Annotated in this window: 26 protein-coding genes; 19 read left to right on the top strand and 7 right to left on the bottom strand. The window is 58.9% G+C overall.

Features of this window, described 5'->3' with window-relative positions; translation table 11 throughout:
* Window positions 1–148 precede the first annotated feature (148 nt).
* Window positions 149–1039 (top strand): 4-hydroxyphenylacetate catabolism regulatory protein HpaA, encoded by an 891-nt coding sequence (gene hpaA, locus ACP7CJ_RS06370; protein ID WP_276193136.1) that lies wholly within the window; start codon window positions 149–151, stop codon window positions 1037–1039.
* 111 nt (window positions 1040–1150) lie between these two features.
* Here hpaA and ACP7CJ_RS06365 read toward each other — a convergent pair whose 3' ends face one another.
* Window positions 1151–2407, bottom strand: coding sequence for an OprD family porin (locus ACP7CJ_RS06365; RefSeq protein ID WP_426099853.1), 1257 nt, complete (start codon window positions 2405–2407; stop codon window positions 1151–1153).
* A gap of 265 nt (window positions 2408–2672) precedes the next feature.
* Between ACP7CJ_RS06365 and pqqA the strand changes: the two genes are divergently transcribed.
* From pqqA to ACP7CJ_RS06350, 3 genes are all read left to right on the top strand, one after another.
* Window positions 2673–2744 (top strand): pyrroloquinoline quinone precursor peptide PqqA, encoded by a 72-nt coding sequence (gene pqqA / locus ACP7CJ_RS06360; RefSeq protein WP_108524256.1) that lies wholly within the window; start codon window positions 2673–2675, stop codon window positions 2742–2744.
* An 83-nt stretch (window positions 2745–2827) separates the two neighbouring features.
* Window positions 2828–3217, top strand: a complete 390-nt coding sequence (locus ACP7CJ_RS06355; protein ID WP_276193134.1) for a DUF2946 domain-containing protein — start codon at window positions 2828–2830, stop codon at window positions 3215–3217.
* A 208-nt stretch (window positions 3218–3425) separates the two neighbouring features.
* Window positions 3426–4007 carry a putative natural product biosynthesis protein gene (locus ACP7CJ_RS06350; protein WP_276193133.1) on the top strand — a complete coding sequence of 194 codons (582 nt, stop codon included), beginning with the start codon at window positions 3426–3428 and terminating at the stop codon, window positions 4005–4007.
* A gap of 635 nt (window positions 4008–4642) precedes the next feature.
* Here the strand turns inward: ACP7CJ_RS06350 and ACP7CJ_RS06345 are convergent.
* Window positions 4643–5530, bottom strand: a complete 888-nt coding sequence (locus tag ACP7CJ_RS06345; protein WP_276193132.1) for a LysR substrate-binding domain-containing protein — start codon at window positions 5528–5530, stop codon at window positions 4643–4645.
* Between the two features lie 123 nt (window positions 5531–5653).
* On the opposite strand from ACP7CJ_RS06345, the gene ACP7CJ_RS06340 reads away from it, so the two are divergent.
* From ACP7CJ_RS06340 to ACP7CJ_RS06330, 3 genes are all read left to right on the top strand, one after another.
* Window positions 5654–6163 (top strand): sugar ABC transporter, encoded by a 510-nt coding sequence (locus ACP7CJ_RS06340; RefSeq protein WP_276193131.1) that lies wholly within the window; start codon window positions 5654–5656, stop codon window positions 6161–6163.
* On the top strand, window positions 6160–7014 hold the full coding sequence (locus ACP7CJ_RS06335) for an MBL fold metallo-hydrolase (protein WP_276193130.1): 855 nt from the start codon (window positions 6160–6162) through the stop codon (window positions 7012–7014). The genes ACP7CJ_RS06340 and ACP7CJ_RS06335 overlap by 4 nt, the downstream gene beginning before the upstream one ends.
* 165 nt (window positions 7015–7179) lie before the next feature.
* Window positions 7180–8094, top strand: coding sequence for an SGNH/GDSL hydrolase family protein (locus tag ACP7CJ_RS06330; RefSeq protein WP_276193129.1), 915 nt, complete (start codon window positions 7180–7182; stop codon window positions 8092–8094).
* Window positions 8095–8153: 59 nt separating this feature from the next.
* Here the strand turns inward: ACP7CJ_RS06330 and ACP7CJ_RS06325 are convergent, their stop codons facing one another.
* Window positions 8154–10571 (bottom strand): response regulator, encoded by a 2418-nt coding sequence (locus tag ACP7CJ_RS06325; protein WP_276193128.1) that lies wholly within the window; start codon window positions 10569–10571, stop codon window positions 8154–8156.
* A gap of 635 nt (window positions 10572–11206) precedes the next feature.
* On the opposite strand from ACP7CJ_RS06325, the gene ACP7CJ_RS06320 reads away from it, so the two are divergent.
* From ACP7CJ_RS06320 to ACP7CJ_RS06265, 12 genes are all read left to right on the top strand, one after another.
* Window positions 11207–12739 carry an NAD(P)H-hydrate dehydratase gene (locus tag ACP7CJ_RS06320; protein WP_276193127.1) on the top strand — a complete coding sequence of 511 codons (1533 nt, stop codon included), beginning with the start codon at window positions 11207–11209 and terminating at the stop codon, window positions 12737–12739.
* Window positions 12740–12790: 51 nt separating this feature from the next.
* Window positions 12791–13369 carry a GNAT family N-acetyltransferase gene (locus ACP7CJ_RS06315; RefSeq protein WP_247398834.1) on the top strand — a complete coding sequence of 193 codons (579 nt, stop codon included), beginning with the start codon at window positions 12791–12793 and terminating at the stop codon, window positions 13367–13369.
* 28 nt (window positions 13370–13397) lie between these two features.
* On the top strand, window positions 13398–14171 hold the full coding sequence (locus tag ACP7CJ_RS06310; protein ID WP_276193126.1) for a cyclic nucleotide-binding domain-containing protein: 774 nt from the start codon (window positions 13398–13400) through the stop codon (window positions 14169–14171).
* A 504-nt stretch (window positions 14172–14675) separates the two neighbouring features.
* On the top strand, window positions 14676–16127 hold the full coding sequence (gene atpD / locus ACP7CJ_RS06305; RefSeq protein WP_276193125.1) for a F0F1 ATP synthase subunit beta: 1452 nt from the start codon (window positions 14676–14678) through the stop codon (window positions 16125–16127).
* Window positions 16108–16512, top strand: coding sequence for a F0F1 ATP synthase subunit epsilon (locus tag ACP7CJ_RS06300; protein WP_247398843.1), 405 nt, complete (start codon window positions 16108–16110; stop codon window positions 16510–16512). Before atpD ends, ACP7CJ_RS06300 begins: the two co-directional genes overlap by 20 nt.
* Window positions 16509–16871: an AtpZ/AtpI family protein gene (locus tag ACP7CJ_RS06295; RefSeq protein WP_276193124.1), complete on the top strand. Its 363-nt coding sequence runs from the start codon at window positions 16509–16511 to the stop codon at window positions 16869–16871. Before ACP7CJ_RS06300 ends, ACP7CJ_RS06295 begins: the two co-directional genes overlap by 4 nt.
* On the top strand, window positions 16864–17190 hold the full coding sequence (locus tag ACP7CJ_RS06290; protein ID WP_276193123.1) for an ATP synthase subunit I: 327 nt from the start codon (window positions 16864–16866) through the stop codon (window positions 17188–17190). Before ACP7CJ_RS06295 ends, ACP7CJ_RS06290 begins: the two co-directional genes overlap by 8 nt.
* Window positions 17181–17870, top strand: coding sequence for a F0F1 ATP synthase subunit A (locus ACP7CJ_RS06285; protein WP_426099852.1), 690 nt, complete (start codon window positions 17181–17183; stop codon window positions 17868–17870). Before ACP7CJ_RS06290 ends, ACP7CJ_RS06285 begins: the two co-directional genes overlap by 10 nt.
* Window positions 17871–17910: 40 nt before the next feature.
* Complete coding sequence (locus ACP7CJ_RS06280) at window positions 17911–18201, top strand: F0F1 ATP synthase subunit C (protein ID WP_247398855.1); 291 nt, start codon at window positions 17911–17913, stop codon at window positions 18199–18201.
* Between the two features lie 3 nt (window positions 18202–18204).
* Window positions 18205–18984: a F0F1 ATP synthase subunit delta gene (locus ACP7CJ_RS06275; RefSeq protein ID WP_276193122.1), complete on the top strand. Its 780-nt coding sequence runs from the start codon at window positions 18205–18207 to the stop codon at window positions 18982–18984.
* Complete coding sequence (locus ACP7CJ_RS06270) at window positions 18975–20528, top strand: alternate F1F0 ATPase, F1 subunit alpha (protein WP_276193121.1); 1554 nt, start codon at window positions 18975–18977, stop codon at window positions 20526–20528. Before ACP7CJ_RS06275 ends, ACP7CJ_RS06270 begins: the two co-directional genes overlap by 10 nt.
* Window positions 20528–21442 carry a F0F1 ATP synthase subunit gamma gene (locus ACP7CJ_RS06265; protein WP_426099851.1) on the top strand — a complete coding sequence of 305 codons (915 nt, stop codon included), beginning with the start codon at window positions 20528–20530 and terminating at the stop codon, window positions 21440–21442. Before ACP7CJ_RS06270 ends, ACP7CJ_RS06265 begins: the two co-directional genes overlap by 1 nt.
* A gap of 111 nt (window positions 21443–21553) precedes the next feature.
* Here ACP7CJ_RS06265 and ACP7CJ_RS06260 read toward each other — a convergent pair whose 3' ends face one another.
* From ACP7CJ_RS06260 to ACP7CJ_RS06245, 4 genes are all read right to left on the bottom strand, one after another.
* Complete coding sequence (locus tag ACP7CJ_RS06260) at window positions 21554–21850, bottom strand: DUF6388 family protein (RefSeq protein ID WP_247398310.1); 297 nt, start codon at window positions 21848–21850, stop codon at window positions 21554–21556.
* Between the two features lie 64 nt (window positions 21851–21914).
* Window positions 21915–23123: a D-alanyl-D-alanine carboxypeptidase family protein gene (locus ACP7CJ_RS06255; RefSeq protein ID WP_426099850.1), complete on the bottom strand. Its 1209-nt coding sequence runs from the start codon at window positions 23121–23123 to the stop codon at window positions 21915–21917.
* Between the two features lie 104 nt (window positions 23124–23227).
* Entirely contained in the window at window positions 23228–24625 is a 1398-nt protein-coding gene (locus ACP7CJ_RS06250; RefSeq protein ID WP_276193118.1) for a sensor histidine kinase, read from the bottom strand.
* The gene (locus ACP7CJ_RS06245) at window positions 24603–25283 is read right to left on the bottom strand and encodes a response regulator transcription factor (protein ID WP_247398301.1); all 681 of its coding nucleotides are present in this window, start codon (window positions 25281–25283) and stop codon (window positions 24603–24605) included. Before ACP7CJ_RS06245 ends, ACP7CJ_RS06250 begins: the two co-directional genes overlap by 23 nt.
* Window positions 25284–25724 lie beyond the last annotated feature (441 nt).

Raw genomic sequence — 25724 nt, 5'->3', positions numbered from 1 at the left:
CATATTCGTTAACCTGTTAACGTTATAATTAAGATGTTAACTATCGTCAAGCGTGGCAAACTCTTTCGCGCCTGGCGAGCCGCTGAAATCCGGTGCAGGATGGCCTCTGCAGGTTGGTTGATAGCCCAATAAAAAAGAGAAATCCGCGATGATCGATCGTAAACCGATCCCCAATATCAACATCGGTCAGGTCTACGACCAGCGCTACAGTGATGCCGAAGTGCACTACGACAAACTCGGCAACCTGGCGGAGTTTTTCGGTCGCAACATGCCGGTCCATCGGCACGATCGGTTCTTCCAGGTGCATTACGTGAAGAGCGGCGCGGTGCGTGTTTACCTGGATGACCAGCAGTATCTGGAGTCGGGGCCGATGTTCTTTCTGACGCCGCCGACGGTGCCCCACGCCTTTGTCACGGAGGCGGACGCCGATGGGCATGTGCTGACGGTGCGTCAACAGCTTGTCTGGGGGTTGATCGATGCCGACCCGACCTTGGTGCCCGGTTCGCAGTTGCCGGCGGCCTGTGTCGCACTGGCGCAGTTTCCACGCGAAGTCAGGCGGCTGGAGTTTCTGTTCGAAGCGCTGAGCGACGAAATCAACGCTGCCGGCGCTGGGCGCAGTGCGGCGCTGGACAGCCTGACCCGCTTGATCATGATCAGCTTGCTGCGGCTCTGCTCCAACTCCCTGCAAGCCCGGCCGGCGCGCCATGAAGACCTGCGGATCTTCCATCGCTTCAACGCGTTGATCGAGGACCATTACCTGCAGCACTGGCCGCTGTCGCGCTATGCCGACGGTGTAGGCGTCACCGAGGCGCGACTCAATGACGTCTGCCGACGGATTGCCGATCTGCCGTCGAAGCGGCTGATTCTCGAGCGGGTCATGCAGGAGGCCAAGCGGCTGTTGTTGTTCACCGGCAGTTCGGCCAACGAAATCTGCTACCAGCTGGGTTTCAAGGACCCGGCCTATTTCAGCCGGTTCTTTCAGCGTTACGCGCAGATGACGCCGGGGGAATACCGCCAGCGGCAATCGGGGTTGCGGTGAAGCCGCCATAGTCTGTTCTCGATGGGCGTCGGTGCGCTCATGATGGTTGCAGTCACTTCCCCGAAAAATGGCTTTTACGAGGAAGTGAATGCACATTTCATACCGCCGCGGTCACCACAAGGCCAGGCTGTAGCCGACGATGATCCGGCTCTCGTCGATGTCGCTGGTCAGGCCGTTACTTGAGCGAAGGCTGGCGTTGCGCAGACGCACGTTGACGTTCTTCAGCGGGCCGCTTTGAACGGTGTAGACCAGATCGGTATCGCGCTCCCATTCGCGGCCATTACGCACGGTGGCGGTTTGCGCGTGGCTGCCGTCCACGTAGCGGGTCATGAACGTCAGCCCGGGTACGCCGAGGGCTGCGAAGTTATAGTCGTAGCGCGCCTGCCAGGCGTCGGTGTTGGCCTTGGTGAAGATATTGATGGTCACCAGATTGACTGAATACGGGTCTTGGCCTGGGAAGGCAAAGTCGCCGTCGCCGGAGAGGTTTTGATAGCCCAGGCCGAATTTGTGCGCGCCCACCGACAGGCTGAACATGCCGTTGAAAAAGCGGTTGTCGATCCGCCCGCCGTCAACCCTCGAAGGGCTGCGCAGCCGCGCGCTGCCTTGCTCGCGGGTGTCGAAATAGCGCAGGTCGCTGCGCAGATTCACGTCTTCGGCCAGGGGCAGGTCATGCACCAGGCCGATGAAGTTCTGACGGTAGATGTCCTGCATTTGCGCGTAGTAATACGTCGCCGCCAGGTGCGGATTGATCGCGTAGGTGCCCCCGGCCAGGTCCAGGTGGCTGCTGGTGACGCCGCCGTAACTCATTGACTCGTTGTTGGAGGAGTCGCGCAGGTTCTGTTTTTCCAGGCGACCGACGTTCAGGGTCAGCCCATCGATGTCCTGCGAGGTGACCAGTCCGCCGTTATAGGTCGACGGCAGCAGCCGGGTGTCGTTGTAGGCCACCACGGGTAACAGCGGCTGCAAGGTGCCCAGTTTGAGCACGGTTTTTGACACCCGCAGTTTGGCGGTCAGGCCCAGTTCGCTGTAGTTATCAGCCGGTTCGCCGTCTGCGCCGGACGGCAGCAGCCCGGTGCCGCGCCGGTCTCGGCTGGAGTCGAGTTTCAAGCCCAGTTCTCCCAAGGCATCCACGCCGAATCCGACCACGCCGTCGGTGTAGCCCGACTCCATGCGCAATACAAAACCCTGCGCCCATTCGTCCGCCTTGTTCTGCGGCGCATTGCTCTGTCGGAAGTCGCGGTTCATGTAGAAATTGCGCAGGTCCAGAGTGGCTTTGCTGTCCTGGAAAAAATCGGCGTGGGCAGCCAGAGGGGTAAACGCGGCGCACAGGCCAGCGCTTGCCGCCGTGCGAAAGAGGCACGAATGCATGAGGGGCGTTCCTTTTGTTGTTTTTGTTGGTATGGCCCTCTGCTAGGTCAGGGCCTGGGATATTGTTAACATGTTATCGTTAATCCGGATAGAGCGTTTCGCGGGTTTTTGCCAATTTGTTTCGAAGTTAATGATTTTTCAGCGGGCCTGATTGGCACGAAATGGCAAGCCGTGTTGACACGCTCAGTCAAGCGGTGCGGGTGGCGTTCGCCTGTAATGGCGCTGTGCAGCGTTAAACCCTAATAGATCCCAAGAGGAGGTGCCCATGTGGACCAAACCGAGCTACACCGATGTACGCATTGGTTTTGAAGTGACGATGTACTTCGCCAATCGATAACGCCCTCGAAGGCATGGGGGCGATGTACTGCCGTCCCGGGTTGCGCTTCAATCGACCGGCTGTTCGGTGGTAAAGTCGCCGCCATGAAACTGACCCGCTCAGACCGCTCGCTCATTGCCTGGACGTTGTATTTCTGCGTCCTGTTCAATGTGTTCGCCTGCGGTTTGGCGCACGGACAGACGATGGGCCTGGCGCTCAATGGCGTAGGCGGGCAGTTCTGCTCGTCCCAGAGCAGCCCTGCGCCGGCCTCGAAAGCGGATCCCGCCGATCTGTCCGCCAGTGGCTGGGCCGGGAGTTTTGCCTGTCCGATCTGCTCGTCCGTGACCTTGAGCATCGCGTTACTGTTCTGTCTGGGCTGGTTGCTGCGGATCGGGCAGGTACGCCGGCCTGGCCGCGAACAGCGCTGCAAGGCGCCCCCGCGTTATTCCTGGCCCTCGGCCAACCCCAGAGCGTCCCCCGCACTTTGCGCATGACCGCGTTTGTCTAAGCCCCCTTGTGCCTGTCGACCCCGGTCAGCTAGGCGTTGTGGGGGCTCCACGGTTAAAGGTGACACGGGAAGGAGCACACAATGGCTCATGTATTGGTACGCCTCAATCGCCGGCTACTGCCAGGATTGGCTGCGGCCGTTTACGCAAGAAGACACGCAAAGTCCGCAACTGCGCCAATCGGCCGGAGGTCGCCATGTGCGCGCTAGCCGTTCCATCGGGGGCTTCGCGATTGGTCAGCAAAGCCTCGCGTCTGCGTAATCAAGCGGACTTCCTACTGCCGTTTCCGGATTACCCAGGTAATGCGCGCAGTTTCGTACACCTGGATGCCCGACTGCTGCCTTACTGGCACACCTTGTTCGATGTGTGCCCCGGCTTGCTCAAGCTCGATCCGCCCGATGGCCTGAATATATTTCGCGGCTTCATGACCTGGGCCTATCGCAATCATCCGCCGTTGAACTGGACCTATTACCTGAGCGTATGCCGCTGGCTCCTGGGCTCCAAGTATCAGGCGCGGATCAACGAAGAGCACATCGAGTCGTTTATGTGCGCTGCGGCGGCACGCTGGATCAATAGCGATGACAGCCAGGCTCGGGGGCTGGTGTTGGCCTGGCAGGGCGCGCCGGAAAGGGTGTTCGATTGGAAGCAGGCGCCTCGTCCGGTGCCCGGGCTTGAAGCTGATCTGGAGGAGTTTCCGCCCCTGCCCTGGGACTTTGCCTGGTGCCCGTTGACCAGCAAGGGCGGCGTGGGATTTCGCCGCTGGCTGCCGATTCCTTGACGCGGTGTTGACCCAGGGCGACGCCAGTGAGCTGCGACAAAGCACCACACCTGATCAGCATTGATCGCGCGCGCCGCCAGCACCGCGGATCGGGTCGATTAGCGCGTGCGATGTGCCCGATTGTCGCAGTTGTCGCCCTGAGACTGTGCTCATAAAGTGTGCAGGCTTTGAGCGGAGGCAGACACTTCCACGGTAGCTCGAGGCGCGGCATTTGAACCCGTTCATGTGCCGGTTGCCAGGCCCTCTTCCCAGAGGGCTTTTTTTTGCCTGATAAACCCGCTCATCACTCGCCCGCGTGCCGGTTTGGCGTTCATGAGCCCGGTTCATCGGGTTCGGTGCTGCGCTCGTTGCCGTTGAACGAGGAGCCCCAGTGCGACAGCCCGCCACAGTCAGGAGGGGAGAGCGCCAAGGCGTGGTTCTTCATTGTGCAATGAGGCGCGGCCTGTGGTGGTTTGTCGCAGGTCAGGTGGCGCGCACTGGCATGCTAGATTCTGCGTCGACACGGCATTTTCCCTTGGCAGGGTTTTGGTCGCGTTACTGAGCGCCAGGAATCGCAAGGTTCCTGGCGCTCCTTTAATGTGTGTTCGAGCCTCAACCGGCGGTTGCGGGCTCTGCACTGGCACCTCCACATGCCCCTACTTGACCTGCGCCTCCTCCAACAGCCAATGCGCAAATGCCTGGATGGGCGCGCGGCTCAGCTCTAGGGGTTCAGGTAACACGAGGCAAAAGGTCTTGGCCACATTCTTCTCCTGCGGCCATGGCGCAACCAGTCGACCTTGCGCCAGCTCTGCCTCCACGTACAGGCGCGGTACGAGTGCCACACCGAGACCAGCCAGTGCGGCCTCAATCAACATCGCATGCAAATCGTAGCGTGCGCCCATCGCTGGGTTGCTCAGCACAATCCCGGTTTCTTGGGCATAGCGCTGCCACGCATCCGGGTGCTGTCGTCGGTGTAATCGTGGCAGTGAATCCAGCGCCGTTGCCGGTTTGCCCTGATTCAGGAGGGCAGGGTGACAAACCGGAATGAGCACTTCCTTCAACAGGCGGTGCGTGTGCATGCCTGTCCAGGCCGGGTGCTCAAAATGGATGGCGGCATCAAAGCCGCTACCGGCAAGCACGAACGGTTCCATGCGTTCCGAGAGATGTACGCAGATATTCGCGTGTTGCTGGCTAAAGCCAGGCAACCGAGGGATTAGCCAGCGCAAAGCAAAGGTTGGGCTGACGGCGATATCCAGGCTGGCGCCGTTTCTGGGCTGGCCCATCAAATACTGGCTGTCCCTGTCGAGGCGGTCGAGTAGTTCGCGCACTTGCGCCGCGTAGCGCTCACCGTTAGGCAAGAGCCGCACGCGGTTGCCCACGCGCTCGAATAGGGTGACGCCCAGAAAGGCTTCCAGGCGGCCTATCTGCCGACTGATTGCGCCCTCGGTCAAGGCCAATTCATTGGCGGCACGGGCGAAGCTGCCATGGCGGGCTGCCGTTTCAAAGGCAATCAGGGCTGCATTACTCGGTAGCTTTCGACGCATGGTCTTTTCCTGTAGCCAAGGCAGCCACCTTGATGTTTAGTCACTGAAGGGTGCCGAAAGATCGTTTTATGGGGCTCTACCGTGCCACTAGCATGATGGAACATCAATCCATGAAGTGACTTTATGATTTACACAGTCGAATGCAACTACGCTGACCCTGCCAGCGAAGCCGAGTGGAATGGGTTTTACAGCCTGGAAAAACTGCCGGCGCTGATCTCGGTGAGCGGTTTCAGCGCTTCACAGCGTTTCGAAGCCTTGAGCGGCACTTGCCCGGCCTACTTGGCCTTGCATTCAGTCGACACGCTTACCGTATTGCAGAGCGACGAGTACCGCGAAAAAGGCGGTGGCACTTTTTCCGGCTGGCAGTCGCACATCACTGATTGGAGACGCAACCTCTATGCCGGGCAGGACCGGGCAGTTGCCGTGGGCGCGGACGAGTTCCTGTTGATCAGTGAACAAGGCCCTCACGTGTTGATTGAGTTAGGCCTTACGCCTGTAGCGCTGCACGCCGTTGCGTTGGACAAGACCCCTGCACACCGCTGGTTGGCCAAACTGGATTGCGTTCAGGCCAGGGCCTGCGATCTGCAGGGGCTGAATGTGTATCGCGCCATGACCGTGCAGTTACAGTCATGAGTAACGTGGACATCCCTCGCTGGAGACTCCCCAGCCAGCAAGTCGGGGAGTTTTCAATCACCGCCATCAGCGACGGCTACTTGGGGGCGAGCCTGGATTTTCTCGCCAACATCGCGCCAACGGAGGCGGTCCGACTTCAGTTAGCCGCCGGAATCAGCGAGCCAGCGTCAATCCATATCAATTGCTATCTGATACGTGGGCGTGGCCGAACGGTTCTGATCGACGCTGGCGCCGGCGGATTCAATCAATGGGGCGGCGAGTTGCTGGCCAATCTTGCATTGGCCGGCGTGCAACCCGGTGACATAGATACGGTTCTGCTGACTCACGCGCACCCCGACCACATCGGTGGCTTGTTGAACGCAGCGGGACAAATGGCCTTCGCCAATGCTGAGTTGGTTGTGCATCAGCGAGAGCTAGCGTTCTGGGAGGACGATGGCCACCTTGGCCAGGCCAGTGAACGCGCGCGTCGAAACTTTCTGTTTGCACGAAGGGTGTTCGATCAGTACCGAAAAAATCTGCGCCCGTTCACCGCCAATGACGTCCTGCCGGGCATCAGTGCGATGCCGTTGCCTGGGCATACCGTCGGGCATTGCGGCTACCGATTTGAGTCCGTGGCAGGCAGTCTGCTGATATGGGGCGATATTGTTCATTTTCCTCAGATTCAGATTGCGCGCCCTGATGTCACGATTGCCTTCGACCAGGACCCGCTGCTATCGGCGGCCACGCGAACGAGGCTGCTGGACGTTGCCAGTTCAGACAACTTGATGGTCGCTGGCATGCACTTGGGAGCGCTCGGCTTTGCTCATATCAAGCGCTCCGGGAACACCTACGCCATTGCTTACGAAACGTGAGTCAAGTATCGGCTGAGCGGCAAAGTGCCTAGAGAATCCGGGGCGCTTCAACCCCTTGTCGCGAACAGAACAGTTCTTGCGCACCCGGCTAAACATAGGTCGCAACTGTTGCAAGGCAAAACGTCGCAGACCGGTAGTCTAAGGTGATGCCCCGGGAGAATATCAATGACTCGACGCGCTTGCTTGGCCGCTTTATTGACGCTGACTGTTTCAACTGCATTTGGCGCGCCCAGTTACGATCATCTCTATGCGTTCGGTGACAGTTACTCTGACAATGGTGCGGGTCAAACCTTCACTAGACTATTGGCCACGCAGAAGGTCAAAGACGCACAGGAACTACCGGGCTCGTTGTACTGGAAGGGACGCTGGAGCAATGGCCCCACCGCCGTAGAGGAGCTGGCTCGCGCGTTGAAAACCGACCTGACCGACTACGCGATTGGCGGCGCTAAAAGCGGCAACGGCAACTACTACGCCTGGATGGAGCCATCTCGCGACACCGGGGTTTTTGGCCAAATCGCCGATCATCTGAACGCCGCGAAAACGCACAAAGCGGATCCGAATGCGCTCTATTTTATTTTCATCTCAGCAAACGATTTTTTTGAATGGGCCGACTTTTCGCACCCAGAATCGATTGACGTGCTAAGCCAGAACAGCGTGGCGAATATACAAAAGGCTACCCAGACGCTGATTGCAGCCGGCGCGAAGCACGTGATGGTCGTGGGGACTACGGATTTGAGTCATGTGCCGGCCGTGGTGCAGGGCAATCAGGTCAAGAACGCAACAGAATACCAGCAGATACTCGAACAAAAGCTGCCCGCCGTGTTAACAACACTGGCTAAAGCCCATCACGTCAGTATTAGTTACTTTGACCACCTGGCCTTCAGCAACAGGCTTCGTACAGCCCCCGATGTTGCGGGCCTGAAGGATCTGGATAGCCCGTGCCAAGCCACCTATCCGGACGTCAAGCCGGTGTGTGAACATCCAGATGCCCACTACTACTGGGATGAATGGCACCCGACCCGTAAAGTTCACACGCTGGCCGCCGAGGCGATGCTTGAAACGTTAAAGGCCAACCGCTGATGTTCTCTAACCGGCCTTAGCCGACGCGCGCGCAGGGTAAATCACGCAGCTAATCGCCCTTAGCGTTGGTGTCCGGAAGATGTGTCGCCCGGACGGTTAAAAACGTTAGGTGCCGCCTTCACCTCGAAGACCGAATTAGTGCCGGCCCTGGAGTGGGCCGCAAGTGCGACGCGCGCCAGTGCAGGAATCGATTTGGAGTGAGTGCGCGTCATAATTGAAGCGCGATGATTTTCAACCGTGCGCTGACTGATTCCGAGTTCTGCAGCAATGTTTTTACTCGGCTTCCCTGCAAGTACCATGTCCATGATTTGACGCTGTCGCAAAGTAAGACTGTCGATGCAATGGGTTGCGTTCTGAGTCCACGCCATTTTTTTGTTTGCGTCCTGCGAGTGCTCCAGAGCGCGCGCAACTATTTGCAGAACCTCGTTGCGACTAAACGGCTTTTCGATGAAGTCCGATGCACCGGCCTTCATCGCATTCACGGCAAGTGAAACGTCGTGGCTGTCGCTGATCATGACGGTTGGCAGTTCATCGCCATTGCTTCTCAGCCGGTGGATGAGTTCAAGGCTTTGCATTCCAGGCAGGTTCGCATCTACCAGCAAGCACGCGCGTAGGCCGGGAGAGTATGCCTCCAGGAACGCCTCGCACGAAGCATAGTCCTGAACTTGATAGTCTTTGGATTCGAGCAAACTGCGGATGGTAGTGCGAAAAAAATCGTCACGATCAACGACGAATATGATGGATGTTTCGGTGTCGGCGGTTTCGGCTTCCTCGCGGCATTCATCTTGGGCAATCACCAAACGCTGTTGTTCAAGCAGAGACGTAATGACGAAAATAATCTCTTTAAGTTTCGCTGGCTTGTTGAGCTGAGTACAGTGCTCAAAGGCTACGTCACGCGCGGTTTGATGAGAAATATCACCCGTGAGAATGATCGCAGGCATGCTGCGATGCAGTGTTTTGCGCAGTTGAGTGATGACTTGTAAGCCATTCAACGAGCCCGGCAAATTAAAGTCAGCGAGTATCAGATCAGGTTGCACGCCGCCTTGGGTGACGCTTTCCAGAGCGCTCAGCCCGTCAACAGCCATCTCCACTTGATAACCTTCGGACTTGAGTAGCATGCCCAGTAGTTCGAGGACCTCGACATCATCGTCGACAATCAGGATCATTTCACCGTCGTGCGCCAGGGCGTTCTCTTTTAGATCAGTTTCTAGCTGAGCATTTGGTAACGAGATGACGGGACGAGAAAAAGTGACATCAATGGAAAATACCGACCCTTTCGCTTGAATCGATTGCGCGCGCAGTCGATGTCCCAGCACCGAGCACAGTTGCTTAACCATAAGTAAACCTGGCGCATCTGCCTGGGCTGCGTGGTCGACAGGTACATAGCGATCCGGGGAGGGCACCGGCTTGGACGTCTGCGTCACTGTGCCGCAATTCCAGACTTCAATGCTGAGCCACCCGCCGTGCCGGCGGCAGCCCAAAAGTATGCGGCCTTCATGGGTGTGTTGCAGTGCATTGGACAGCAAGATACGCAGCATCTGCTCAAGCAGGCGCGGGTCACTTTCTACGATGAGTTGACAGGGTACTACCTTGAGTTTCAGACCTTTAGCGCCGGCTTTGTAGCTGAACTCATCGGCGAGCCGATCGAGCAAATCGCTGATGCGAAAGTCGGAGGGGTTTGCTCCATTAGCGTCTGTTTCAATGTGGTTGATATCCAGAAGCGCGTTAAGCATTCCGGAGATTGCCCCCACCGTTTCGCCCATTCTCGCGGTCAGTTTTCGAGGTTTCTCATCTTTAAGCATTCCCAGCAACAGACCCTGCAACAACTTAAGCGTCTGCAAAGGCTGGCGCAGATCATGGCTCGTCGATGCGAGAAAGCGTAACCGAGTGGCCGTCGCCTGTTTGGCTTGTTGCGTGGCCCTTTCGAGTGCCTGCGTCAGCTGTTTTTTTTCGCCCACCTCCGTAAAGGTGATGACCACGCCCTCAACACAATTGTGTTGCAGGTTGTAGGGCGAAATACGGCGGACAAAACTCATGCCATCACGTGACTCAACGTCTCGCTCCAAAACAACCCTGTCGCGCATGACGGTTCTGGCGTCATCCAGCAGATTGAGATCAGTGGCCATGGGGCGAAGGTCTGCCAGTGGTCGCCCGATGTCTTGGCTAAGGATATTGAACAGCGGCTGACTGGCGGGCGTGAACAAGCGGATATTCAGATCTGCGTCGAGCAGAATGGCTGCAATGTGGGTGCTGTGGAGTACGCCTAAAGCAACCTGTGAGGCAGCCCGTTGCTGTTCCAGTGAACGCCGCAGCTGTTCGTTTTCACTGTTAAGTGAGCGTAGGCGGTCAAGGGGCTCCGTGGTCATTTGAGGTGTAGATGCCTTTTTCTGGCCCCGTGTTGCAGCGTCAGCTAAAGGTGGTCGTGTAAGCACCTCGGGCGTGGCCGTTCCCGCATCGAGTGGACGGCGAACTGGCATTGTGATTTTCCGTATCACTGCGTTCCGAAGGAACACCTCTGTTTTGAGACTACACCCCTTTGAGTGCTACGCAATCTCGCATTCGTGCGGCTAGGCCGTTTAAGGCGTTTAAAGGTGTTTAAGGGCGTTTAAATTGCGTCAACAGATGGCCGGTTAAACGCTATCTCGACTTTGCTGGGGAGAGACCGTTGATTCCGTTGCCGTCAGCGCCAATATCTGCGATCAGCGGTTCGCTGTTAACTGCGTCGGCCTGCCTAACCACCGGAACCTGAGTAGTTTCCGAGCCTGCTGCGATATCCCGCAAACGAATACCGTGATCTACGCAGTTGCGCCTAGTCAGCCCCGACTCTTCAGATTAAAAGGAGCGCCACCATGAGAGGACTCATTTCAAAAAGGCCGGACGTGCCAATGAGTAGCCAGTAGCGCGGGGAGGCGTCAGTGTCGCGAATGAACTCGTAACTAGGCGCCTAAGTTGCATGGCTCTGCAGCGGACTTCGTAGCCCAAGGCAAGGTCAAGGCCGCTATTGAATGGCGCCCGCTGTCGGCGATCAACCCGCGTTTTTAGCGCCCTGAATGCAGTGGCGTTCCATCGCGGGCGATCATTGATTGGGGTGCTGTTTAAGAGGGTGAAAAACATGAACCGGTTGAATGCAGAGTCTGAACCGAGCAGTCGCCAGACCGCCGTGTTAACCGTGCGGCAGATGACGGAGGCTGACCGGCTTTCGGTTGCTGCCGGCGTGTCGTCTTTCGAGTTGATGGGCAATGCCGGAGCGGCTGTGGCGCGCGAAATCGGGTGCCGCTGGACTCCCAGGCCGCTGTTGGTTTTGTGCGGGCCTGGCAATAACGGCGGTGACGGGTTTGTCGTCGCGCACTTGCTGGCTGAAGCTGGCTGGCCAGTGCGGGTGGCAATGCTGGGTAGCCGGTTCAGTCTCCAGGCCGAGGCCAGGCAGCATGCACAGCGGTGGGTCGGGGAGGTCGAGGCATTGAGCCCGTCGGTACTTGAAGGGGCCGAATTGGTGGTGGACGCACTATTCGGCGCGGGTCTTAGCCGCCCACTGGAAGGGCAGGCGCTGGACACCCTGGCCGCCGCCGGACGCGGCTGCGTACCGATTGTCGCAATCGATACGCCCAGCGGTGTGATGGGCGACACCGGGGAAGCGCTTGGAGCCGTAAAGGCGGTGCTGACCGTGACGTTTTTCCGCAAGAAGCCAGGCCACCTGTTGCTGCCGGGGCGGGACTTGTGCGGCGAAGTCATTGTTGCCGATATTGGCACGCCCACGTCGGTGCTCGATGCCCTCGCACCGTTGGCCTTTGAGAATCATCCCGCGTTGTGGCTGGCCGACCTGCCGCGCGTTCATGCCGATTCCAATAAACACACTCGCGGGCATGCGTTGGTATTTGGTGGCTACCCGATGACCGGGGCCGCTCGCATGGCGGCCCGAGGTGCAGCAAGAGCCGGAGCGGGCCTGACAAGCATTGCCGTGCCTGAAATAGCGCTACCTGTCTATGCCGCGACGCTCAACAGCATCATGGTGCATCCCTGGGTGACGCCGGAAGACTTTGGTCATTTACTCAACGGCAGTCGTTTTTCCGCTTGGTTGGTCGGCCCTGGTGCCGGGGTCAACAAAGACACGTTTGGCCACGTCTTGGCGATGCTTGCAACGGCGCGGCCCACGGTGATTGATGCCGATGCCATTACGGTCTTTCAGGATGACCCTGCGGCCCTCGATCGTGCGATACAGGGCCCGTGCGTGCTGACGCCCGATGACGGTGAATTCCGCCGGATATTTGACCCCGCCGGCGACAAGCTAAGCCGTACCCGAGCAGCAGCCCTGCGCTGCTCGGCGGTGGTTGTGCTCAAGGGCAGTGACACCGTGATCGCGGCGCCTGATGGGCGGGCAATCATCAACAACAATGCGCCTGCATCCTTGGCCACTGCGGGTTCCGGCGCCGTTCTGGGTGGCATCATTCTGGGGTTGTTGGCCCAGGGAATGTCGGCATTTACGGCAGCGGCGGCGGGTGTCTGGCTGCACGGCGCGGCGGCGGCCGAATGTGATCCCGGATTATTGGCAGAGGATTTACCGGATTTACTGCCGATCGTTTTCCGTCGGTTGTACAGCTCTGTGGAGGCTTGTCAGGTACGCGACAGTGTTTTGCGAAATCGGTAGCCGTGAACCTTCGGCCCGAGTCTTTCACTTATTGATACAGGGCCTGGTCAGATGACGGACGATGCAGTAGAAAAAATTCTCGCGGCGCTCGGCGATGAACCACCCCACGAGCATTGGATAGAGGCGTTGAACAACGGCACCCATGTGCTGATTCGCCCGTTGCATCCACAAGACCGGCAACTTGAGTTCCAGTTCATGGGACAGTTGTCCGCCGAGTCGTTTCGAACGCGTTTTTTCGGGGTAATAGGGGCGGCGCAGGTGCCGCTCCTGGATCAAATGATGGACGTGGACTACCGCAACCGTACCGCTTACATCGCGATGATTCATGAGAATGGCCTGTTGTGTGAAGTTGGCATCAGTCGCTATGCCGTCGCAGCGGATGCCCAGCAGTGTGATTGCGCAGTGGTTGTAGCCGACCGTTGGCAGCGTCAGGGCGTGGGCACGCTGTTGATGCAGCACCTAATCGTTACGGCCCGGCAAAATGGTTTCAAAAAAATGATGTCGGTTCATCAGAGCAATAACTTTGGAATGCATCGCCTGGCTCGAAGCCTTGGGTTTCATGGCCGATACCCGGCGACTGGCGATGACGAAATTATTTACGAACTCGACCTGACTCCCGCCTTTGGGTAACGCCTCAGTGAACGAAGCCGGAGTGTGCATGATGCTGATCACTACCCATCAAACCAGGCCTGTGATGTCGTTTCCATTACTGCCCCAACCATCGGTAAAAACCGCTGATCACTGCGCCATTCGCGAGGTGTTTTTATCGTCGGAGTGTTCTGAGCAGGTGTGTGAACGCTTCGATGAATTAATCACTCACACCGTGCGCATTGCAAAGGGCGCTGAGCTTTATCACGCAGGGGTCAATGCGCGGTATCTATATTTTGTGCGGTCCGGCAGTTTCAAAACTGTTCTAGTCGGCGAACAAGGGTTCAGCCTGGTCACCGGATTCCCCATGTCCGCAGAACCGATAGGGCTGGAAGCAATTACCGGCGAACCGCACGTGTGCTCGGCAGTCGCCCTGGAAGACAGCGAAGTTTATATGATCTCTTATCAGCGCTTGGAACAGCTTGCCCGCGAGGTGCCCTCGTTACGCTTGAGCTTGAGCAGAATGCTTAGCCGAGAAATTACCCAGGGCCAGAGCAGGCTATACACGCTGTGGCACTACAACGCAGAAGAGCGTTTGGCAATCTTCATGTTGGGGCTGTCCAAGCGCTTTGCGCAGCGGGGGTACTCCGCGCACCGCTTTCTGTTGCGTATGTCACGTGAGGATATTGCCTTGTCCATTGGCGTAAGGTCCGAAACGATTTGCCGAGCCATTGCGCGTCTGCGCGAAATGAGCTTGATGGCGGTCGAAGGGCGTAGCGTCGAAATCATGGATTTGCCTCTGCTGAAAGCGCTTTGCCAGCGTGGTCAAACACCTGAGTCATAAGCGCCAAAGGCGCGCTCAAGGGGCCACCGATCAATTAAATGCCCGAGCATCACTGCAAAGAGCCACTAAGTAGTTTCCGAACCTCCTGTGCCCGCATGACACCTGCGCAGCGCGATCGCGAGCCTTTTCCACCCTCTCCCGGCGTGGGATGGCCCTCTGACAACGGCGTTGTAGTGCTACTCAAGATCGCTTGTAGGTAGTTTCCGAACTACTCTGTAGCCTGTCAGGCCGCTAACTTGGGGCTCTGCCATTGTGGAGCCGGGTGGATATTTAGGCGTTGCGCGGCCGCCGCACGCCCGGGCGACGTTCGGCATCGTCTGTGCCCTCAGCTCGAGTGGGTGTCATTCCTCCACTCAATCGGCCAGTCGCTGTGTCGTTGATGGTTACTGTGGCTCGCCCAACGCCCCTGAACAGGCCTGGCTAACCTGCTGCTCCGGCACGCGCTCATTGACCGAGCAAGGCTGCACCCCGGCTCGCCACGACAACCGAACAGGAAGCTGCGAGATGACGCAACGCCAGGTGACGCCCGAGAGCGGTGCAGTGAACGTCGGCGTGGTGACTGCCGTGCGCGGCAGCGTTGTGGATGTTCGTTTCGATGCGGTGCTGCCGCCCATCCATACCCTGCTGCGCGCCGGTGATGCCGGCCAGGTGATCATCGAGATTTTGGCCCAGCGCGACGAACACCACGTGCGTGGCATTGCACTGACGCCCACCCAGGGGTTGGCGCGAGGGATGAGCGTGCAAGACACCGCAGGCCCGTTAAAAGCGCCGGTGGGCAATCAGATCCTGTCGCGCATGTTCGACGTCTTTGGCAACACCATCGATCGCCAGCCCGCGCTGGATGCCGTGCAGTGGCGCTCCGTACACCAGGCGCCCCCGCCGCTGGTACGCCGCTCCACCCAATCCGAAGTGTTCGAGACCGGCATCAAAGCCATTGATGTGCTCGCCCCTCTGGAGCGCGGCGGCAAGGCCGGCTTGTTCGGTGGCGCGGGTGTCGGCAAGACGGTGCTGCTGACCGAGATGATCCACAACATGGTCGGCCACCAGGAAGGCGTGAGCATCTTTTGCGGCATCGGGGAGCGTTCACGAGAAGGCGAAGAGCTTTATCGAGAGATGAAGGCCGCCGGTGTGCTGCCCAATATGGTAATGATTTTTGCCCAGATGAATGAGCCGCCTGGGGCGCGCTTCCGGGTCGGGCATGCGGCATTGACGATGGCGGAGTACTTTCGCGACGACCAACACCGCGATGTGCTGCTGCTCGTCGACAATATTTTTCGTTTTATCCAGGCCGGTTCCGAGGTTTCCGGCTTGATGGGGCAGATGCCGTCTCGCTTGGGTTACCAGCCGACGATGGGCACTGAACTCGCGGCGCTGGAAGAGCGTATCGCCAACACTGACAGTGGCGCTATCACCTCTATTCAAGCGGTCTACGTGCCGGCTGATGACTTCACCGACCCGGCGGCGGTACACACCTTCTCGCACCTCTCGGCATCGATTGTCTTGTCGCGCAAACGCGCGAGCGAAGGCCTGTTTCCAGCCATCGATCCCCTGCAGTCCAGCTCGAAGATGCTCACGCCGGGCATTGTCGGCGAGCGCCACTACCGGCTCGCACAGGCTATCCGCCGCACGCTTGCCCAGTACGCTGAACTCAAAGACATCATCGCCATGCTCGGGCTTGAGCAATTGTCGCCGGATGACCGCAAGGTGGTAGCGCGCGCGCGTCGCCTGGAGCGCTTCCTGACCCAGCCATTTTTCACCACCGAGCAATTCACCAACATGCCCGGCAAGCTCGTCAGCCTGCAGGACGCGCTGGAGGGGTGTGAGCGCATCCTGGCAGACGAGTTCAAGGGCTTCCCGGAAAGCGCGCTCTACATGATCGGCGCAGTCGATGAAGCTAAGGCGAAGGCCACGCCTGAGACCCCCGAGGAGCGTAGTCATGCCGTTGATGACACTTAAAGTATTGCTGCCGTTCGAAATTTTCGCGGTTGAAAGGAACGTGTCGCGAATCGTCGTCGAGACGGTGCAAGGTTCGTTCGGCCTATTGCCCAGGCGCCTGGACTGTGTCGCGGCGCTTGTGCCAGGCATCCTCAGCTTTCAGAGCGAAGCCCACGGTGAAGTGTTCTTCGCGCTGGACGCAGGAGTGTTGGTCAAGACCGGACAGGACGTGGTGATCTCGGCGCGGCGGGCAGTGCGTGGCGATGATCTGTCCCGGCTACACGACGCAGTCGCGCAGGAGTTTCTGACACTGGATACGCAAGAAGTCGCCATGCGCGCGACCATGGCTCGCCTGGAGAGCGGTTTCATGCGCCGCTTCGCGTCATTACGCGATCGCCGGTCATGAAGCAGAACCCGAAGCGCCCACCGTCCACGCCTGTACCAGGCGACCCGACACTGGCCGAACAGGTCGGCGCCAAGGCCGCCCGTAAACTCAAGGCGCGCCGCAGCGCTACACCTGGCGTGTGGTTTGGGCTGGGCATGATGGGGTTGATCGGCTGGTCAGTGGTTGTCCCCACATTACTGGGCGCAGCCCTGGGACTGTGGCTCGACCAGCAGCACCACCCGTCCGGCGGCCGTTCGTGGACCCTGGCGTTGTTGGTGGCGGGGCTGACAATCGGCTGCTTTAACGCGTGGCACTGGGTGGCCAGGGAAGACCAGGCCATGCACGACGAACTCGATGAGAAGGAGCAGGATGATGATTGACTACGGCAACTGGGTACTGGCTGGGGCGGGCGCGCTGTTGGCCGGTGGCGCGCTGGGTGGAATTTTCTTCGGCGGGCTGTGGTGGACCGTGCGCCACGGCGCCTCGTCGCCGACCCCGGCACGCTGGTTCCTTGGCAGCCTCATCCTGCGAACCGCCGTCGTATTGCTTGGCTTCTATGTCGTCGGTGCCGCCCAACCTGTGCGCCTCGGGCTGTGCATGCTGGGTTTCCTGGTGGCGCGTGCTGTCGTCATGCGCGTCACACAATCGACCGCAATCACCAAGGCAGCGCATTCGCCGGGAGCACCGCCATGCGCCTGACGCCTGATGCGTGGATCTTTTGGCAGGATGGCTTCTTGAAGCTCAATGCCACGATTGTATTCACTTGGGCACTGATGGCAGTGCTGGTGTTGGGTGCAGCGCTGATCACACGCCGCCTAGCCACAGGCCACGAGCGTTCGCGCTGGCAAAACCTGCTGGAGATCGTGGTGACGGCAATTGTCGGCCAGATCAAGGATGTCGGCCTGAAGCATCCGCGGCGTTACCTGGGCTTTCTCGGCACGTTGTTCCTGTTTGTCGCGGCTTCGGCGCTGGGCACCGTGGTCCCTGGCTTTGAACCGCCCACCGCTTCGCTGTCGACCACCGTTGCATTGGCTTTGTGCGTGTTGGTGGCGGTGCCGATGTTTGGTATCTACAGCCAGGGACTTGGGGCTTACATGAAGTCGTACATGCAGCCGACGCCGATCATGCTGCCTTTCAACCTCATCAGTGAAGCCTCGCGCACGTTGGCCCTGGCGGTACGCCTGTTCGGTAACATGATGAGCGGCGCCATGATCATCGCCATCCTGTTATCGATCACGCCGTTTGTTTTCCCCATTGTGATGACAGTGCTGGGCTTACTCACCGGCATGGTGCAGGCCTACATCTTTACCATTCTGGCGGCGGTGTACATCGCTGCGGCCACCCGTAGCAGCACAGCGTCCACGAAGCCGGGGTCCTGAGCCACTGCGACACCTCCTTCAACTCACATAAAGGCCCCTTATGGACTCTCTCACCTGGATCGCCATTGCTTCGATTGTCATGGCCGGCTTGACCACCGGCTTCGGTACCATGGGCCCGGCATTGGCCGAGGGCAAGGCGGTGTCCGTGGCGCTCACGTCACTGGCTCAACAGCCCGATGCGTCAGCGACCATCACGCGCACCTTGTTCGTCGGCCTGGCGATGATCGAGTCAACCGCCATTTACTGCTTTGTCGTGTCGATGATCCTGATCTTCGCCAACCCATTCTGGAATACCGCTATCGCGTCGGTTGCCCAGGCGGCAGGTAAATAGACCGTGCTCATCGACTGGTTCACCGTCGCCGCCCAAGTGCTGAATTTCCTCATCCTGGTGTGGTTGATGAAGCGTTTTCTGTACCAGCCGGTGCTGAACGCCATCGCTGCGCGAGAAGCGAAGATTGCTGCCGAGCTCAAAGACGCTGCCGACACCAAGGCCAAAGCCCACCAGCAGCAAGACGAGTTCGAGAAAAAGAACCAGTCTTTTGACGAACAACGGGCGGCCCTATTGAGTAAGGCCGTCGCGCAAGCAAACGATGAACGTGTGCGCCTGTTGGCCGAGGCGCGCAGTGCCGCAGACGCTGCACGTGAGATGAGCGCAAAAGCACTGTTGGCACACACGCAGGATCTGCACGCCAATTTAGTCCGCCAGACGCAACGACAGGTTTACGACATCTCACGCCGGGTGCTCGGCGACTTGGCGTCGGCCAGCCTGGAGCAGCGCGCTTGTGAGGTCTTCCTCCAGCGCCTGCATACGTTTGACGGACCTGCGCGAGACGAATTGGCTGCCGCCTTGAAGGCCACGTCCAACGACGAGCCAGCACGACTGCGCAGCGCATTCGACTTGCCGGCCGCGCAGCAGAGCTTGATCCAGTCGGCATTGGATGAGTGGGCCGGGCAGGCCATTGTGCTCAAGTTCGAGACCGCGCCTGAACTGGTCAGTGGTATTGAAATCAACGTGCAGGGGCTGACGCTGGCCTGGAGCATTGCTGACTACCTTCAAGCGCTGTCGTCAGATGTGCCAGAGCAACAATCCTCAACGGGGCGCACATGCCAATGATCGCGCCTGTCGACGCTACGCGGCAACACGCCGAGGAAGAGGCGTTCAGCCTTATCAGCCAACGACTCCGGGACTTCAAGCCGCATCTGACCCTGCATGAAGTCGGCACAGTGGTCAGCGTCTCCACCGGCATTGCCCGTGTCCAAGGGTTGCCGCACTTGGGGTTCGAGGAGCTGCTGACATTTCCCGGCGGTTTGTCGGGCATCGCGTTCAATCTGGACGAGGAGGGCGTCGATGTAGTGCTGCTGGGCGATTCGGCTCACCTGCGCGCCGGTCAGAAAGTCCGACGTACCGGGCGAGTGATGGACGTCGCAGTGGGCGATGCGTTGCTGGGTCGGGTGATCGATCCACTCGGCCGCGCCCTGGATGGTGGGGCGCAGCCTGCGACCCGATCGCGCCTACCCATCGAACGGCCGGCGGCGCCGATCATGGACCGTGCGCCCGTGACCGAGCCGCTGCAAAGCGGCCTGAAAGTCATCGATGCGCTAATCCCCATCGGCCGAGGCCAGCGCGAACTGATCCTGGGCGACCGCCAGACCGGCAAGACGGCGATCGCCATCGATACCATTTTTAATCAGCGCGACAAGAATGTGTTGTGTGTGTATTGCGCCATTGGCCAGCGAGCGTCGGCCGTGGCCAAGGCGGTGGCCAACCTGCGAGAGAGAGGGGCGTTGGCCTACACCGTCGTGGTGGTCGCCGAAGGCAACGAAGCGCCGGGACTGTCCTATATCGCGCCCTACGCCGCCACCAGCATCGCCGAGCATTTTATGGAGGCCGGCCGCGACGTGCTGATTGTCTACGACGACCTGACTCACCACGCGCGCGCCTACCGCGAGCTGTCGCTGTTGCTGCGTCGGCCACCGGGGCGCGAGGCCTTTCCGGGCGATATTTTCTACATCCATTCGCGCATGCTGGAGCGCGCGACCCATCTGAACCAGGAACGCGGCGGCGGTTCGATGACAGCACTGCCCATCATTGAAACCGAAGCCCAGAACATATCGGCCTACATCCCGACCAATCTGATCTCGATTACCGATGGGCAGATCGTGCTGTCGCCGTCATTGTTTGAACTCGGCGTGCTGCCGGCCATTGATGTCGGCCAGTCAGTTTCGCGTGTCGGCGGCAAGGCTCAACGCCCGGCTTATCGCGCCGTGGCGGGCGCCCTCAAGCTGGCCTATGCGCAATTTGAGGAGCTGGAGACCTTTGCGCGCTTCGGTGCAAGGCTGGACGAGGACACGCGCCAATCCATCGTTCACGGCCAGCGCATCCGCGCCTGCCTGGGCCAGTCGGAGCTTTCACCGGTGACGGTGCCTGCTCAAATCGCGATTTTGCTGGCCTTGAATGCGGCACTCTTCGACCCGGTGCCGCTTGAGCGCATGACGGCTGCGCAGCAGGCTGTGGAGGCGGCCGCCGATGGCCTCCCGGCTGTTCTGGGCAAGCGCCTGGCCGATGCCGAGGCGCTCACCGACGCTGATCGCGAGCAGGTCACCGAAGCGGCGCGCCAGGCACTTGCGGCGTTTGTGCCTGCGCCCAAGGAGGTTTGATGGCTGCCACCATCACGGCATTGCGCCGCCAAATCAGCAGCGCCTCTGACCTCAAGTCCGTTGTCCGGGTCATGAAAGCCTCCGCCGCATCGGCCATCGGGCAGTACGAGCGATCAGTGGCGGCACTCGCCGACTACGCGCGCACCGTCGAACTGGGGTTGGGCGTTTGTCTGCGTGCGGTCGATCCCGCAACGATACACGCCCGGGCACCCCATGCACGGGATGAGGGTCACACTGTGCATGCGGTGGTATTCGGCTCCGATCAGGGACTGGTCGGGCGGTTCAACGACGAGGTGGTCGACTACGCAATCGCCCAGTTCGCGTCCTTGCCGGTGAAGGTTTGGGCGGTTGGTGAACGTGTGCATGAACGACTGCTCGATGCCGGTAGAGCGCCCGAAGGCGTGTTTGCCGTGCCTGGGTCGGTGGAGCAAATCACGCAACTGGTGGGGCAGGTCCTGCAAACAGTCCCGATGGCGGACAGCGAGGGCGCGGGAGAACCACAACGTGCCACGCTGATGCTTTTCTATAACCGGCCCAGCGGTAACGGCTATAGCCCGGTGAGCCAGCGACTGCTGCCCCTGGATGAGCAATGGCAACAGGCACTCGCTTTGCAACCCTGGCCCACGCCTCAATTGCCCGAAGTCCTGAGCGCGAACACACAGACGCTGCGTGCGTTCATCCGTGAGCACCTGTTCGTCTCGCTGTTTCGCGCCAGTGCCGAGTCGTTGGCCAGTGAAAACGCCAGCCGTCTTGCCGCGATGCAGCGCGCAGACCGCAACATCGGCGAACTGTTGCAAGACCTTGGCGCCACCTATCACCGTTTGCGCCAAGCCGGTATCGACGAGGAACTCTTTGACGTGATTTCAGGTTTTGACGCCCTGTCGCCGAACGCCGATGCCGGCTCCCAGGGTTGAACCGACGGGGCGTGCTGTCGCATTGCGTCTCCCGCCTTGCCTTTGCCGCTAATCAGCCGTTGCTGTGCGGTATCGACAAGTGCCCGCGTGCCTGTACACGCGCCCCAAGTGTTATTCGATGATTTCATTGAGCGTGCAGTAATCCGTCCATTCCATCTCAACCATTTCTGACACTTCTCGATGGAACGCCAGGGTCATGCTTTTCAGCTCTTCGGGAGACTCCGAGATCATGGTCAGCGTCAGCTCCCATACCGCTATCCCAAGTCGTGCTGCCTCTTGCTCAAAGGCCGATTCGATACACACTTTCTTTTCAGCCTGACTCAGTCCCTGTACCGCTTCATTGAGGGAAGAGTCACCTTTGAAGAATTTTGATAGCGCGAGTTCTTTGCGTAGCTCATCTGAGTTCATCAACGTCTCCGCGACTGCGATGGGGGCCGGCTTTTGCCGTGTAATCAGCGGGTATTGAAGCGACTCATGCGATCTCGGTCTCATCGAACCAGCTACGGATCGTCCGGGTGAAAAACAGATGCACGGTATCCCACCAACGTGTCCACCAATAGCCTTGCTCTGCGTCCACAAGGACGACCAATGGCCGCTCCCCCAGTTTATGTTCGGCGTCGAACAGATCTAGCCTTCCGATGACTGTGCCTGCAGTGATAGGGGCTTCGATCGGACCGTCAAACGCCAAGCGCATCTCGATTTTTCGACTTGCGTTTTTAGGCAGCGTGAGAGTCATGTCGTCGAGCAACCCCACGCTGATGGACGGTTGTTTACCCTTCCAGAGCGCAGCCTGTGCGAGTACTTCGCCGCCTTTCTTATAGGTTTGGGTGTCGTAGAAGCGAAAACCGTACCCCATCAGCTTTTCTGTTTCTTCCGCACGTTTACGGGTGCTACTGGCGCCCAGTACTGCACTGATCAAGCGTTGCCCATCCCGCTGTGCGGAGGCCACCAAGCAATACCCCGCCGCCTCTGTATGACCGGTCTTCAAACCGTCGTAGATGGAGTTGCGCCACAACAGTGCGTTGCGGTTGGATTGCTGAATGCCGTTCCAGGTGAAGGTTTTCTTGGCGTAGAGAGGGTAGTAGGTGGTCCCTTCATTGATGACTTTCAGAGCTAAGGTCGCCATGTCTCGCGCGGAGGAGTAATGCTCCGGGTCCGGTAGACCGGTGGAGTTCATAAAGTGCGTGTTGATCAATCCCAGCGTTGAAGCGGTCGAGTTCATCATCCCGACAAACCCGCCTTCACTTCCCGCGATATGTTCGGCCAACGCCACGCTGGCGTCGTTGCCTGAATCGATGATCACGCCGCTCAGCAAGTCGTGAACCGAAGCAGAACTGCCAGGTTCGAGGAACATGCGTGAGCCACCAGTGCGCCAGGCGTTTTCGCTCACGACGACTTGGTCATCGGCGCTTATCCGCCCCGACTTGAGCTCACGTGTAGTGACGTAAGCCGTCATTAATTTGGTGAGGCTGGCCGGGGGGAGGCGTGCATCACTGTTGTGGCTGGTAATTACGCTGTCCGTTGCCGCGTCGATCAGTATCCAGGCTTCGGCACCCAGCTTCGGTGCAGCGGGGATCATTGCCCCCAGGGTTGCATTGGCAGCCAGCGCGTCGTTTGCCCAAAGAAGCGGTGGCGTTACACAAAGCACGGTCAACACACGCAGGAACAGCAGATATCTCACAAGCAAAAGGCCTTGGGTCAGCAATAAGTGCTGCCAAATTAGGCCTCGCAGGCGGGGCGCTCAAATTAACCAGTGTTAAGTTAAATTTAATGTTCAGGTACAGATCAATCGGTGGCTTGACCGATGAACAGCGGGCAATGAATCAATACGCATGTTCCCCTGTCCAGGGCGGCAGGGCGGATATCCAGTGTGTACCCGTGCAATTTGACGATGGCGGCGACTAACGATAAGCCTAAGCCGTGGCCAGGGTTTATCTGGCTTCCCTCACCGCGATAGAGCCTGCGAATGACATGTGTACGATCCGCTTCAGGGATGCCGGCACCATCGTCGACGACTTCAATCATGACCGATGAATCCTTGACGCTCCCGCGCAATTCGATATGGCCGCCCTCAGGGGTAAATTTAAGGGCGTTATCGAGCAGGTTGACCAGCGCTTCGAACAGCAACGAAGAGTCGCCGTACACCCTGGGACAATCGCTGGGAATGGCCAACGAAAGCGTTTGGGAGCGGTCCAGCGCCATCGGCTCATAAAATTCATGCGCCTGTTTCAACAGCGCCATGATCGGAAAGGGCGCAAATGCAGAACGGCGACGAATATCCTCAAGCTCGGCAACCCGCAGCAGCCCTTGAAAACGCACCATGATCGACTCGCTCTCCTCAAACGCCTGGTTCAAGGCCTGCTCATGTTCACGCGCCAGCGGCAATTGCTGCAACTGATAGAGCCTTGCGCGCAAGCGTGTCAACGGCGTGCGCAAGTCATGGGCAATACCGTCGCAGACGCTTTTGACTTCATACATCAGTTGCTCAATATGATCGAGCATCGTATTGACGGCGCTGGCCAGCATATCCAGTTCATCGCGGCGTGCGGACAACGGCAAACGTTCAGACAGGTTGCCCGAGACAATACTTTCGGTACACAGCTGCAGGCGTTTGACACGCCGCAATGGCCGCCGCCGTAATAAACGCCAGCCAATCAATCCGGGGATAAGGGTTAATGACAACCCCCACATCAGTGCCTGCTCGATAATGCCACCCACGGCGGATATTGACCCTCCGTCACGGGCCAGAATGAGGATATGCCCGTCGGGGCGTCGTGCCATCAGGGCATAGCTGCTTCTGGTTTCGGTGCTGGGTAACGCAATGCTCAGGCCGCGCTCAAGGTAATGGACTTGGCCATCGTCGGGCAGGTTGGAGCGTAGTTTCAGCAGGTCGCCGGCGACGTGTTTGCCATCGGGTGCAAACAAGCCGTAGGCGTCGATCCCTGGCGTTGAAAAAGCCTCACTGGCAGCCAGCTCTGCGAGCAATTGGGTGTCGTCGATCTGTTGATAATAGTGGGCGCGTTGCAACAACGTCCGTTCAGCGACCGTTCCGAGATAGTGGGAAATTTCCCAGTACAGCACACCCGTAAAAAGTGCGCCCCAGGCCACGAAAAACACTGCGTAAAACCCGATCAGCCGACTTCCGGACGAGCGCCAATCCTCATTTTTGGGTAACGAGGACATAGCCGGCACCGCGTATTGTATGGATGACAGGCGAGTTTTCGTCGCTTTCCAGCTTTTTGCGCAGTCGACCGATGTGCACATCAATGATGTTTGTTCCAGGGTCGAAGTGGTATCCCCAGACGCCTTCAAACAGCATGGTGCGCGTGACCAACTGGCCGGCACTGCGCATCAGGTAATTGAGCAGCTTGAACTCGGTGGGCAGCAGTTGGATGTCTTCGTCATTTCGAGTCAGTTTGTGCTCTACCAGGTCCAGGCGCAGGTTTCCGCAACTGAGGTGGGGGTTGCTGGGGTCTGCGGCAGTGCGTCGAAGCAATGCATCCAGGCGTGCGACCATCTCGACCGCGGAAAACGGCTTGGTCAGGTAATCGTCGCCGCCCGCACGGAGCCCCAGGACGCGCTCATCCACATCGGACAGTGCGCTGATCATCAAGACCGGTGTTTGAATCCCAAGGCTGCGCAAGGTGCTGACAATTGTCAGCCCGTCAAAGTCAGGCAGCATGCGATCCAGGGTAATGGCGTCGTAGCCGCCTGCAATCGCCAAGGCCAGTCCGTCGCGGCCGGTAGCAGCCCACTTTGAGCTGAAGCCGTGGCGTTGGAGCTCAGCGACGATGATTTCAGCAGTCACCTGATCGTCCTCTATGACCAACGCACTACTCATGATGTCCTCCATTTGAACGTGTTTTCAGCGCTCCCGACTCAATGCCGACACCCAATGCAAGCGAACCCTATTGATCTAAGGCGCGCCCGAATACTAACTATTTCTTAACCCACCTTAACCTTCCCATCTCGCCAGCATGGATATATTCGCTATAACAGCCTAACGCGCTGACTTAGATGAGGGGGAAATAGTGACGACTTATCTGGCTTTCTTCTTGCTGACTTTTGCCTTGGTGTGCGCCCACACGAGCTGGATGACCCGAAAGAGAAAGCGCAGTGATGGCGCCTAGGCATTCGGGCTTGCCGGTTGCGTGCGTCGTCGCACGCTGCGTGGCCGGACGAAGAAGGGGGCCGGCTGATCGTGTTAATCCGACCATCAGCCGGCCTTGCACGTCCATATTTGAATAAAACGCTGGCGAGCGGTTGGCGCGCCAATCCAGGG

Origin of the sequence: Pseudomonas sp. PSPC3-2 (assembly GCF_049897085.1) — a bacterium.
GTDB classification, from domain to species: Bacteria; Pseudomonadota; Gammaproteobacteria; order Pseudomonadales; family Pseudomonadaceae; genus Aquipseudomonas; species Aquipseudomonas paraveronii.
Note: the sequence above shows the minus strand (reverse complement) of the source record. Positions and strands in the feature narration are given on the sequence as shown.